The following is a 12,033-nucleotide window of genomic DNA, read 5'->3' as shown; positions in this document are numbered from 1 at the left end:
CGGGCGGCATCCGCAGGAAAGTGTGTTAGCAAATGCTAAAGTTTTTCTGAAGCTGCACGATATAGAGAGCAAGGTCCGGTTGTTACGGTGATGCAAGCAGCAAAACCAGGCCCGGTACCTCAAACCAACAGATCGGTAGGAGTCACATCATGCAAGTAATCAATACCAACGTTGCGTCTCTCAACGCGCAGCGGAACCTGACCTCTTCTAGCTCGAGTCTGAGCACGTCTTTGCAACGGTTGTCGTCCGGTCTGCGCATTAACTCCGCAAAAGACGACGCCGCAGGCCTGGCGATTTCCGAGCGTTTCACCGCACAGATCCGCGGCATGGATCAAGCGCGCCGCAACGCAAACGACGGTGTTTCCCTCTCGCAGACGGCCGAAGGCGCGCTGTCCAAGATGGGCGACATCCTGCAGCGCGTACGCGAACTGGCCGTTCAGTCCGCCAACGCCACCAACTCCGCATCCGACCGCCTGGCGATCAATGCGGAAGTCGGCCAGCTGACTTCTGAACTGGACCGCTTCTCGCAGACCACCGAATTCAACGGCCTGAAGCTGCTCGACGGCTCGCAAGCTTCGTCGGTGTTCCAGGTCGGTGCCAACGCCAACCAGACCATCACCGCCACCACAGCTAACTTCCGCACCACGGCTTACGGCTCGAACCAAGTCGGCTCGACCACTGCGTCGTCGTCGGGTGTTTACCTGGCTGGCGCATCCGGCCCGGTCAGCGGTGCAGCCGTGACCACGTCGGGTAACGTGTTGATCCAGGGTGGCGCCGCCAGCGGCCAGATTTCGGTAGCGAATACCGATTCGGCCAAGGATATCGCCGACAAGATCAACCAGCAGACCCAGACCGGTGTTCGTGCTTCGGCCCGCACCGAAACCACGCTGGCCTTCGGCGCGACCGGTAGTTACACGCTGAACACCTTCGGCAACAATGCCAGCGGCCAGACTGTTACCTTCAACGTTACCAACACCAGTACTGCTGGTGGCTTGGCCGATGCCGTGACACAGTTCAACAACCAGTCGTCCAAGACCGGTGTGACTGCAGCGCTGAACAGCACGGGTACGGGTGTGGTGCTGACTTCCGATGCGGGCGACAACATCACGCTGGCCGTCGCATCGGGCGGTAACGCGGGCGCCGTATCGGGTGGGGGTGCCGTACTGGCAACCGGCGCATCGGGTGCGATGACCGTCGCAGGCCAAGTACTGCTCGATTCCGACAAGTCCTACACCGTATCGACGTCGGGTGCGGCGCTGGGTGCCTCGGTCTTCGGTGCGGCAGTCGCTGCGGGCAGCCAGGTAACATCTACACTGAAGTCTGTGTCTACACTGGATGTAAGTAACGTCTCGAATGCAACGCAAGCCCTGCGTATCGTGGATAGCGCCCTGGCAGTGGTCAACGGACAGCGCGCAAACTTCGGTGCACTGCAAAGCCGCTTTGAATCGGCGATCGGTAACCTGCAGATTTCGTCTGAAAACCTGAGCGCAGCCCGCTCGCGGATTCGCGATGCAGACTTCGCATCGGAAACGGCAAACCTGAGCCGTAACCAGATTCTGCAACAGGCCGGTACCGCGATGTTGGCTCAAGCGAACCAACTGCCGCAACAGGTACTCCAACTGCTGAGGTAAGCGGTTAGCGCCTAAACTCAGGTTGCCCGGTCGGTCTATCCGGCCGGGCTTTGTGCCGTAAAGGAGTTACAAGATGAGCGTACAAGGACTGACTCTTTCGACACAGGTCGGGACGCTACCGTACGACACCACCGCAAATGCTGGCGGTGCCCGCGTGCAGCAGAGCGCGGAAACCAGCAGCACCGGCGGCGTGGCGAAGGCTGTTGAAGCGAGCGCGGCCGACAAGCGTGGTGTCAACAGCGATGAGCTCAAGAAGGCGACGGAAAATATCAACAAGGTGGTGAATCTTTACGCCAGTGAATTGAAATTCACGGTCGATGATTCCACCGGGATTGATGTCGTCAAAGTCATCAACACGGATACCAAGGAAGTGATTCGTCAGATACCTTCCGAGGAAATGATCAAGATCGCCGAAAGCATCGACCGACTCAAGGGGCTGCTCGTAAGACAGCAGGCTTGATACAGCCATCGGATAGGTCCTGGTAGGTGTCGCTGGAAATCGGCACCGATCACGGTGAACTCGGCAAGCGCCTGAAATTGTGGAAGGAGACATGTCATGGCCATTTCGTCGCCAGGCATTGGGTCGAATCTGGACGTCAACAGTATCGTCAGCCAACTGATGGCAATCGAACAGCAGCCGCTGGCCGATCTTGCCAAGAAAGAGGCGAGCTTTCAGTCGCAGATTTCTGCGTATGGCTCGGTGAAGGGCGCCTTGAGCAGCCTGCAGACCGCAGTCCAGGGTTTGACGGATGCCTCAAAATTCCAGGCGACCAAGTCGGCTTCGTCGTCAGCTACCGATTCGGTCACCGCGACGGCCGGCTCATCGGCCAGCAATGGCTCCTATTCGATTGAAGTCAGCAAGCTGGCGCAGGCTCAGAAACTGGCTACCGCGGGCCAGGCATCGTCCACCGCGGTCATTGGTACCGGCACGCTGATTTTCGATTTCGGCACGATTTCGGGCGGCACGTTCGACAGCACCACCGGCAAGTACACGGGTTCTTCTTTCACGAGTAGCGGCAGCGGCATCAAGTCGGTCACCATCAACTCGTCGAACAACACGCTTGAAGGTATTCGCGACGCAATCAACAAGGCCGGCATCGGTGTCAGCGCCACGATCGTCAACGACGGCAGCAATACGCCGTACCGCCTGGCGCTATCGGTAGGCAACTCGGGTGCCAGCAACAGCATGAAGATCAGCGTGTCGGGCGATGCCGGGCTGACCAGCCTGCTGTCGCAGGATCCGGCCGGCTCGCAAGCGCTGCAGGAGACCGTCACTGCGCAGAACAGCGAGCTCAAGGTCGATGGGATTGCGATTTCGAAACCATCGACAGTGATTACCGACGCCATCTCGGGCGTCACGCTGAACCTGCTGAAAACTAATGTCGGCACGCCCACCAAGGTGAGTGTGACGACGACGACCGGATCGCTGGCCAATGCGGTAAGCACGTTTGTCAAAGCCTTCAACGACACGAAAAAGACCCTCGACGACGTCACGTTTTTCGATAAGACCGGCGCCAAGACGGGCCCACTGGTTGGCGATAGCACGATTCGCAGCATCCAGTACCAGATGCGTCAGGTGTTTTCCGCCACCGTCCCGGGGGTGAACGCCTCGTATAACTCGCTGGCCAAGGTAGGCGTCGCTTTCCAGAAGGATGGCACGCTGCAGGTCGATTCGACCAAGCTGCAGAAGGCCATGGATGCCAGCTACAACGATGTGCTCGAGCTTTTCTCGACGGCCGGCAGCACGACGGACAGCCTGGTTTCGTATACCGGCTCGACCACCGCGACTACCGCCGGGAATTACGCTCTCACGCTGACTGGCCTGGCAACGCAAGGAACACTGACAGGCGGGGCCGTGACCTCGGGCCTGCAGGTCAATGCCGGCGTCAACGATACGCTGAGCGTGTCGCTCAATGGCAAGACGACAACCGTCACGCTGACGCCACGGGCCTATGTCAGCGCCGCGGACCTGGCATCTGAAATTCAGACCAAGATCAACGGCAGCTCAGACTTGAGCGGAAACACCGTGACCATCAAGGGCACGGGGGACGCCAGCAGCTTTACGTTGACCGGCACGTCGGACCTATACGGCTCGACCTCCGCATTTTCTGTCTCGGGGACGGCCGCCGCCCTGTTCGGCGCCAGCCCGGTGGCAACCACGGGCACCGATGTCGCTGGTACAATAGGCGGGAACTCTGCGGCGGGCAGCGGTCAGAAGCTGACATCCTCGACCGGCGCATCCTCCGGCCTGGCCGTCACCGTAACCGGCGGCGCGGCAACCGGCGATAGAGGGACGATCAGCTTTTCCCGTGGATTCGCATCCCAGCTCGATACCCTGTTGACCAATGTGCTGGCAACCAAAGGCACGCTTGCAGCGCGTACCGATGGCTTGAATGCGAGTATCAAGGATATCGGCTCTCAGCGCGATGACGTCAACCGACGGCTCGCCGACACGGAAAAACGCTATCGCGACCAATTCACCGCGCTGGACGTGATGCTCGGCAGCCTGAGCCAGACCAGTGCCTACCTGACCAAACAACTCGCAGCTCTGGGTTGATAAGTATTGCGACCAACATCATGACTGGCTATCCACGTTCTGCACTTAATGCATACACCAAGCAGGCACTGGAAAACGAGGTATCGAGTGCCTCGCCGCACAAACTGATTCTGATGTTGTATGACGGCGCGCTGACCTCGATCTCGATGGCGCGCGCCCAGATGGAAGCGAAGGACATTGCAGCAAAGGGCAATTCGCTCTCCAAGGCGATCTCGATCATCGAGGAGGGGCTGCGGCTGAGCCTGGACAAGAATATCGGGGGTGAGCTTGCATTGAATCTGGACGCGCTCTACGAGTACATGTCCCACCGCCTGCTGGCAGCCAATATCGGCAACGACGTGACGGCACTGGACGAAGTTTCGTCCTTGTTGAACCAGCTGCGTTCCGCCTGGGCGCAGATCGCCCCCGGCGCAAACCAGCCGGAGTCCAGCCCGCCGCCAGGCGGCCAGCCCAACGGCGAGCGCGGGGCGCTGAGCTACGGCAAGGCCTAGCCATGAACGAGCTAGTTCGCCTTTACGCCGAAACCCGCCAGTTGACAGAACGCATGCTCGCTGCAGCCGAGGTGGAGCAGTGGCAAACCCTGCTCGAACTCGAGGCACAGCGCGCGGCAATGCTCGGCCAGCTGGCCGTCACGCCGGATGCGAGCCTAGACGATGCCGGCCGGGAAGAGATCGCGGCTCATATTGGGGCCATCCTTGAGACGGATAAGCGTATCTCGAAATTGTCTGCCGCTTGGATGCGCGAGATGGAAAGCATCATATCCAGTGCCCATAACGAGCGTCGTCTGTCCAATGCCTACAGATAGTTAACGATTGAGACATACCTGCCAGCCGCAAACGTTACATCGACACACGTCCGGGATGTGTATGATTGAAGTGCAGGCTTGCTTTCTGCATGGGTATGGAGATTCGTGATGAATGCGATTGTCGTCACATGGCGTGAGTTGTTGGTCGCCGGGGCCATCGTGCTCGGCATCTATGTAGCTGAATGGCTGATGTTCCTGCGCACCAGCAAGCGCAACAGGGACAAGGCCGGCGTGGCGCCTGCCGCGCAAGCAAGCGATGAACTGGAACAGCGAATCGCCAGCCTCGAATCCGAGTTGAGCCAGCTCAAGCGGGCGTTTGTCGCACTGGCATCGCAACCGCCGCGAGCGGAAGAGACGCCATCCTCACCGGTCTCCGTTGTCACCCCCTACGCCCAGGCGGTCGAGCTGGCGCGCCAAGGCATGGACGCAGCAACGCTTTCCAGCCAATGCGGCATCTCGCGGGGAGAGGCCGAGTTGATAATTGCGCTGTATCGCTTTGATTCCGCATGATCCATAACGATGGGCTCAGCCAGCTCAATCTGCTGGTCAAACGCTATACGCCGACCGTAGTTGAGTCCGCTCAGGACAAGCCGGCTGACGGGGAAACCTCCCGTTTCAGCCCTGGCGAGCGCTTGCCCGCGTTCGTGATGGCGAGCCTGCCCAATGGCCGGTTCGAGGTATTGATCAAGAACCAGGTATTGGACATGAATCTGCCGGCCAACACGCAGGCCGGCGAGACCCTGGATCTGACCTTCATCCAGGGCGACCCTCGTCCGACCTTCGCGCTGACCAAGGACCTGGCGACCTTGCTCGGCAACGCGCAACCCGAAGTCAAATTCAGCGATACGGCAAAATTTCTCGGTTCGCTGATCAACAGCGTGGCAGAGAAGGGCGGCTCACCTGCCGCGGTTTCCAGTCAACCATTGATCGATGCGGCAGCACCCGACACGGGCAAGCTGGCCGACAGCCTGCACGAGGAATTGGCCAAGAGCGGGTTCTTTTACGAATCACATCAGGCGGAATGGGTTACCGGGCAGCGCACCTTGCAGGCGCTGCAGGCCGAGCCGCAAGCCAGGCAGGAAGCCCCGCCTTCCACCGCCTCGACGACGGCGCAAGTCGCCGGAGCAGATAAAGCATCGAGTACGGCAGAACCTGCCCGCGCAGCGGCAGGCGCAACTGAATCGGCACAAACAGGCAGTGTGCGTTCCGCCACCCTGTTGTTGCCGGACGCTGTTCATGCGCAAAAGGAGCCGGCCCCCGGCCTGAATGCCGCTGATCTTGCGCCGCAGCTCCGCCACATCGTGCAGCAGCAGCTGGACATCCTCGATACGCGCCAGGTGCTGTGGCAGGGGCAGGCCTGGCCAAACCAGCCGATGGAGTGGTTGGTCGAGGAGCAGCCAACACAGCCAGGCGAGGGCGGTAACGCCGATGGTGAACGCGTATGGTATTCGCGGCTCAAGCTATCGATGCCCCACCTCGGTGATGTCGTGGTGGGGGTCAGCCTGCATGGGCAGTCCGTCTCGGTCAATTTCCAGGTGGCACGGCAAGGTACGGCCGAGCAGATCCGCAGCCACGTCGGCAAGCTCGACACCCAACTGCAGGCCGCCGGCCTCAAGCTGAGCGGTAGCGTGGTCGACACGGCGGGCAGTTGAGCATGGACCCGCAGAAACAGCGCCAGATGTCCGTCGCCATGGCCTACCAGGCCGGCTCGACAGCCCCGCGCGTCGTCGCCAAGGGGCGGGGGCTGCTGGCCGAGATGATCATCGAGCGCGCGCGCGAGGCCGGCGTATTCGTGCATGAATCCCCGGAGCTGGTGTCCTTGCTGATGCAGGTCGACCTCGACCAGCATATTCCGCCCGAGCTGTATCGCGCGGTGGCCGAGTTGCTCGCTTTCATCTATTTTCTCGAGAATGGTGGCGCCGGCCCCGCGCCGGTGCTGTCGCTCCCGGACACTCCTTCCACTGACAGCAATACCAAGGATCAAACATGACCCTACCTCAAGTCGGCTATATCGGGCTCGGCATCATGGGGCGCCCCACCGCGCTCAATCTGATCAAGGCAGGCTATTCCCTGCATGTCTATGCCCGTCGTACCGAGTCAACCCAGCCGCTGACCGATGCCGGCGCCGTGGCCTACGATAGTCCCAAGGCGCTGGCGGCCGTCGCCGACATCATTTTCCTCAATGTGTCGGATACCCCAGATGTCGAGCAGGTCCTGCTCGGCAAGGGCGGCATTGCCGAATCAGCGCGGCAGGGCCAGATCGTCATCGACATGAGTACCATCTTGCCGGTGCAGACACGCCAGATGGCGCTGCGTCTGGCCGAGAAAGACATCACGCTGCTCGATGCCCCCGTGTCGGGGGGCGAAGCCGGTGCGATCGCCGGCACCTTGTCGATCATGGTCGGCGGCCCGCAGGCGGCGTTTGAACGGGCCAAGCCGCTGCTCGACGTGCTCGGCAAGAATATCGTCCATGTCGGCGAGAGCGGGGCGGGGCAGGTAGCCAAGGCCTGCAATCAGATCGTCGTGGCCGGCACGATCGCTGCGGTGGCCGAGGCAATCACCTTTGCCCGCCGCAACGATGTCGATGCCGCCAAGGTGCGGGAGGCATTGATGGGCGGCTTCGCCGGCAGCAAAATCCTCGAGGTGCACGGCAAGCGCATGCTCGACCACGATTTCAAGCCGGGCTTCAAGAGCCGCCTGCACCAGAAGGACATGCACATCGTGCTCGACACAGCGCGGCAGCTCGGTTTGTCGCTGCCGATCAGCAGCCAGACTACACAACTGATCAATGGCTTGCTGGGACTGGGGGAGGGTGAGCTCGACTCGTCCGCGATCATCAAGGTGATCGAGCGCATGTCGCAGCAGTAAGGCTCCACGCTGCAGCAAGAAAAAGGGCCGCTGATGCGGCCCTTTTCGATGCGCTTGAACGCACCCGCCTTAGTTGAGCTTGGCGGCGTGCTCGCGTGTCGCATGGAACTGGATCTTGGGCCAGCGCTCCTGGATCAGCGCCAGGTTGACCCGCGACGTCGCGAGGTAGGTCAGGTTATCCGCCGCATCGCGGGCCACGTTCATCGCCAGATTCTTCTCGAAGTCGTCCAGCATGCGCGAGTCTTCGCAGCTGACCCAGCGCGCGGTATGAATCGAGGCGCTGTCGAACACAGCATCGACGCCGTATTCGGCCTGCAGGCGCGAGGCGACGACTTCGAACTGCAGCACGCCGACGGCGCCGAGGATCAGGTCCCCGCCCGAAGCCGGACGGAAGACCTGTACCGCGCCTTCTTCACCCAATTGCTGAAGACCCTTGTGCAATTGCTTGATCTTGAGCGGGTTCTTGATGCGAACGCTGCGGAACAACTCGGGAGCGAAGAAGGGGATGCCGGTAAAGCTGAGCGCCTCGCCTTCAGTGAAGCTGTCGCCGATCTGGATATTGCCGTGGTTGGGAATGCCGATGATGTCGCCGGCGTAGGCCTCTTCGACCTGCTCGCGGCTCGATGCCATGAAGGTCACCACGCTCGATGCCGCGATATCGCGGTTCAGGCGCAGGTGCTTCATCTTCATGCCGCGCTCGAACTTGCCCGAGCACACGCGCAGAAAGGCGATGCGGTCGCGGTGCTTCGGGTCCATATTGGCCTGGATCTTGAACACGAAACCCGAGAACGGCGCTTCGTCCGGCGCTACGTCGCGCACCGTGGCGTCACGCGCACCGGGGGCCGGCGCCCATTCGACCAGGGCGTTGAGAATCTCGCGCACGCCGAAGTTGTTGATAGCCGAGCCGAAGAATACAGGCGTCAGCGTGCCGGCCAGGAAGGCATCGAGGTCGAACGGGTGGGACGCGCCCTTGACCAGCTCGATCTCCATGCGCAGGTGTTCCATCTCGAGTGGGAACAGCTCGTCGAGGCGCGGGTTGTCGATGCCCTTGATGACTTCGCTGACCTGCTGGCTGGCGTTGTCCTTGCCCGGCTCGAACAACATGATCGTGTCGTTGAGCAGGTGATACACGCCGCGGAAGGTCTTGCCCATGCCGATCGGCCAGGTGATCGGCGCGCACTGGATCTTGAGGATGCTCTCGACCTCGTCGAGCAGTTCGAGCGAATCGCGCACCTCGCGGTCATACTTGTTCATGAAGGTGACGATGGGCGTATTGCGCAGGCGGCATACATTGAGCAGCTTGATGGTCTGCTCCTCCACGCCCTTGGCCGCGTCGATCACCATCAGCGCCGAATCGACCGCAGTCAGCACGCGGTAGGTATCTTCCGAGAAATCCTGGTGACCCGGGGTGTCGAGCAGGTTGATCACGTGCTCGCGGTAGTCGAACTGCATCACCGAACTCGCGACGGAAATACCGCGCTGCTTTTCGATTTCCATCCAGTCCGAGGTGGCGAACTTGCCGGTCTTCTTGCCTTTGACCGTGCCCGCCAGCTGGATCGCGCCCGAGAACAGCAACAGCTTCTCGGTCAGCGTCGTCTTACCGGCATCGGGGTGGGAGATGATGGCGAAGGTGCGGCGTCGGGCAACTTCCCGCGCAATGATATCTGTCGACATGCGAGCTACTGGATGCGTAAAACCCGCCATTTTACATGAGTTTGGCGCCATCACGCCGGAATCGGCAGGCCGGCTGGAAGGCCTTGATGCCCGTCGCGCCAGCAGCGACAGATCGCCCGCGCAGCGGCCATGGGCGCAGTGGCTCGAGCTCAGGCCTGCACGAAGACGGAGAGACCCGTTCCATGCATGCTGACTGCGGTTTTTGCCTGGGCGACATCCGGGTAATTCGCGCCGGCCCCGGGCTCCATCACCGTGCCGTCGGGGCGCACCATCACATAGTGCAGGCCGCCGAAATTGTGGCGGCCTCTACCAAGCAGGATCTTGAGTTCCCGCTGATGGCCGAGCGGCTTGTAAAACGATTTGCTGCCACCGGGCTCGTGCAGCGCATTCATGGCGCGCAACGCGGCCAGTTCGTCGCTGTAGCCGATCTTCAGCCCGGTGACGCTCCAGGTGCCGTAGGCCACCGCCCATGCCTTGAGGCCCAGGAATCTCGCACAGGCCACGATGTCAGACGGCATGCTGTAGCCCCAGCCGGCCGGGTTGATATTGCCCGGGTTGTTGCTGGTCACCTGATAGAGCTGGGTCTCGCAGGCCTGGGTCAGCGCGAGCGGCGTTGCTGCCGCCGCCAGCAGCAGGTAGGCCGGATTCTGAGGAATGGTGGGCACCCCGAGCTCGAATGCCGCGCACAGCAGGCACGACGCCCCGCAAGAGTTCGGGTAGCTCTGTTGATAGACTGCCATTGCTTGGCTCCTCATGCTGTGTGCTCCAGCCTTCAATTTAGGCAATCGGGCACGATCTGTCAGCCAGGCACAAACAGCTGCGGATGCAGGACGATTTAATTATCATGCGGGCTGTTTTCAAGATTCGAGATACCTCATGGAAAGCAAGACCGCGCGTTTGACCGTCCTGATCGATCCGGAAAAGAAGCGGGCATTCGAGCAGCTTTGCCTGGCCCAGGACCTGACGCCGTCGCAAGTGGTGCGCCAGCTGATCCGTGACTATCTCGCGCGGCACGGCGTGAGCTATGGCGGTGGCGAGCAGGCCGGCGGGGCCTGAGCAGTACCCCGCGCGGTGCTACCCGGCAACAGTGACGAACTGGTGAATTGGGCGACGAGATACGTGTCGCCGCGGCCCCGGACTCTCGCAGCATCGACATCCGCTTACCCGGCCAGAAGGGATAGGCATGATTAGCGATCGTGCTGATCGATGATCAGACCCTGATTCGCAGCGGCATCCGCTGCCTGCTTAACCTGACCGACGACATCCGCGTCGTCGCCGGGGCCACCGACGGCGAACAGGCGCTGGCCACGATCGCTGAGGTGCAGGCCGGTGTCGTGCTGCTCGATATTCGGATGCCGCGGAGCTCAGGCATCGAGGTGCTACGGGCGCGGCATGACATGGGCCGGCTGCCGCCGCCGATGCATGGCTCGACGGCATCCGCCATGGCGCCAAGGGCTTCCTGCTCAAGGACATCTCGCTCGAACACCTGGCCGATGGCATTCGCAGCGTTGCCGCTGGCCAGACGCTATTCCGCACCGCCATCACGGAGCGCGCCGTGCAGGAGCTGCGGCATGCGGAAACGCGTTTCCCGAGTCTGACGCTGCCCGACCCGCTGACCAACCGGGAAATCGAGATCCTGCGCATGGTGGCGGGTGGCTTCAACAATCGGGAGATTGCCGAGGCGCTGGGCCCGAGCGAAGGCACGATCGAGAACACGGCCCCAGCGTCCTCTCCAAGCTCAGCATGCGCGAACGCGTCCGCGCCGTGCTGCACGGGATCGGGCTCGGCTATGTGTGACGCCGTGCGAGCCGCTGCCGCTCGATGACAGGCCGCTTCAAGGCTGAAACGGTGGCTTGATTGACGGCACCGTGCCAGATCGGCGCTGTGCGCTCGATACCGATATGTTAATCATATTATAATTGGATGTGCTTGCTGCGACCTGGCATGGCCGGCCCGCTAGGCAGCATGAGGGCCGGATCCCGCATCTGGCCCGGCTTGCCGGCGCAGGCAGTGCGGCCGGGCCAACGTGGCCCGACCAGGATACAAGCGGCAGGAAAGGGCGTGCGGCATTCGCGCGCCATCGTTACAACCAGCAACAGAAGAAGGCAATCCATGAGCGGTCTCCCCCCGTGCCCCCAGTGTGGCTCCGAATACACCTATGAAGACGGCAGCCTGTACATCTGCCCGGAATGCGCCCACGAATGGGGCAAGCAGGCCGAGCCCGAAGCCACGGAGACGGCCAAGGTGGTGCTCGACGCCAACGGCACGCCGCTCCAGGATGGCGACAGCGTGACGGTGATCAAGGACCTGAAGGTAAAGGGCTCGTCGCTCGTCATCAAGGTTGGCACCAAGGTAAAGAGCATCCGCATCGTCGAAGGCGACCACAATATCGATTGCAAGATCGACGGCGTGGGCGCTATGCAGCTGAAATCGGAATTCCTGAAAAAGGTTTGACCGCCGCGCGGCCATGGGCTGCTTGCGCAAGCGACCCATGGCCG

At 61.5% G+C, this 12,033-nt stretch carries 13 protein-coding genes and 1 pseudogene; 12 read left to right on the top strand and 2 right to left on the bottom strand.

Annotation, left to right across the window (positions count from 1 at the left end):
• Positions 1-146 precede the first annotated feature (146 nt).
• The 9 genes from ABWL39_RS11530 to ABWL39_RS11490 all read left to right on the top strand — a co-directional run bounded on the left by ABWL39_RS11530 (position 147) and on the right by ABWL39_RS11490 (position 7,861).
• The gene (locus ABWL39_RS11530) at positions 147-1,631 is read left to right on the top strand and encodes a flagellin (protein WP_367791049.1); all 1,485 of its coding nucleotides are present in this window, start codon (positions 147-149) and stop codon (positions 1,629-1,631) included.
• Positions 1,632-1,704: 73 nt separating this feature from the next.
• On the top strand, positions 1,705-2,091 hold the full coding sequence (locus ABWL39_RS11525) for a flagellar protein FlaG (protein ID WP_367790791.1): 387 nt from the start codon (positions 1,705-1,707) through the stop codon (positions 2,089-2,091).
• Positions 2,092-2,187: 96 nt separating this feature from the next.
• A complete protein-coding gene (gene fliD / locus ABWL39_RS11520) occupies positions 2,188-4,188 on the top strand; it encodes a flagellar filament capping protein FliD (RefSeq protein WP_367790788.1) in 2,001 nt (666 codons plus the stop codon).
• Between the two features lie 20 nt (positions 4,189-4,208).
• Positions 4,209-4,679, top strand: a complete 471-nt coding sequence (gene fliS, locus ABWL39_RS11515) for a flagellar export chaperone FliS (RefSeq protein WP_367790785.1) — start codon at positions 4,209-4,211, stop codon at positions 4,677-4,679.
• A gap of 2 nt (positions 4,680-4,681) precedes the next feature.
• Positions 4,682-4,993 (top strand): flagellar protein FliT, encoded by a 312-nt coding sequence (locus ABWL39_RS11510; protein ID WP_367790782.1) that lies wholly within the window; start codon positions 4,682-4,684, stop codon positions 4,991-4,993.
• A 108-nt stretch (positions 4,994-5,101) separates the two neighbouring features.
• On the top strand, positions 5,102-5,503 hold the full coding sequence (locus tag ABWL39_RS11505; protein ID WP_367790779.1) for a DUF2802 domain-containing protein: 402 nt from the start codon (positions 5,102-5,104) through the stop codon (positions 5,501-5,503).
• Positions 5,500-6,645: a flagellar hook-length control protein FliK gene (locus tag ABWL39_RS11500; protein WP_367790776.1), complete on the top strand. Its 1,146-nt coding sequence runs from the start codon at positions 5,500-5,502 to the stop codon at positions 6,643-6,645. Before ABWL39_RS11505 ends, ABWL39_RS11500 begins: the two co-directional genes overlap by 4 nt.
• 2 nt (positions 6,646-6,647) lie before the next feature.
• Positions 6,648-6,983 carry an EscU/YscU/HrcU family type III secretion system export apparatus switch protein gene (locus tag ABWL39_RS11495; protein WP_367790773.1) on the top strand — a complete coding sequence of 112 codons (336 nt, stop codon included), beginning with the start codon at positions 6,648-6,650 and terminating at the stop codon, positions 6,981-6,983.
• Positions 6,980-7,861: a 2-hydroxy-3-oxopropionate reductase gene (locus tag ABWL39_RS11490; protein WP_367790770.1), complete on the top strand. Its 882-nt coding sequence runs from the start codon at positions 6,980-6,982 to the stop codon at positions 7,859-7,861. The genes ABWL39_RS11495 and ABWL39_RS11490 overlap by 4 nt, the downstream gene beginning before the upstream one ends.
• Positions 7,862-7,930: 69 nt before the next feature.
• Here ABWL39_RS11490 and ABWL39_RS11485 read toward each other — a convergent pair whose 3' ends face one another.
• Together ABWL39_RS11485 and ABWL39_RS11480 are read right to left on the bottom strand one after the other, a co-directional pair.
• Positions 7,931-9,535 carry a peptide chain release factor 3 gene (locus tag ABWL39_RS11485; RefSeq protein WP_367790767.1) on the bottom strand — a complete coding sequence of 535 codons (1,605 nt, stop codon included), beginning with the start codon at positions 9,533-9,535 and terminating at the stop codon, positions 7,931-7,933.
• A 149-nt stretch (positions 9,536-9,684) separates the two neighbouring features.
• Entirely contained in the window at positions 9,685-10,275 is a 591-nt protein-coding gene (locus ABWL39_RS11480; RefSeq protein ID WP_367790764.1) for a hypothetical protein, read from the bottom strand.
• 136 nt (positions 10,276-10,411) lie between these two features.
• Between ABWL39_RS11480 and ABWL39_RS11475 the strand changes: the two genes are divergently transcribed.
• The 3 genes and pseudogenes from ABWL39_RS11475 to ABWL39_RS11465 all read left to right on the top strand — a co-directional run bounded on the left by ABWL39_RS11475 (position 10,412) and on the right by ABWL39_RS11465 (position 11,989).
• Positions 10,412-10,591: a ribbon-helix-helix protein, CopG family gene (locus tag ABWL39_RS11475; protein ID WP_367790761.1), complete on the top strand. Its 180-nt coding sequence runs from the start codon at positions 10,412-10,414 to the stop codon at positions 10,589-10,591.
• Between the two features lie 137 nt (positions 10,592-10,728).
• Positions 10,729-11,332 (top strand): annotated as a pseudogene (locus ABWL39_RS11470) (response regulator).
• Positions 11,333-11,647: 315 nt separating this feature from the next.
• Positions 11,648-11,989, top strand: a complete 342-nt coding sequence (locus ABWL39_RS11465; RefSeq protein ID WP_367790758.1) for a zinc ribbon domain-containing protein YjdM — start codon at positions 11,648-11,650, stop codon at positions 11,987-11,989.
• Positions 11,990-12,033: the final 44 nt, after the last annotated feature.

The sequence above is a fragment of the Chitinivorax sp. PXF-14 genome, from assembly GCF_040812015.1.
Lineage (GTDB): Bacteria > Pseudomonadota > Gammaproteobacteria > Burkholderiales > SCOH01 > JBFNXJ01.
This window is presented reverse-complemented; position numbering and strand designations above follow the sequence as displayed.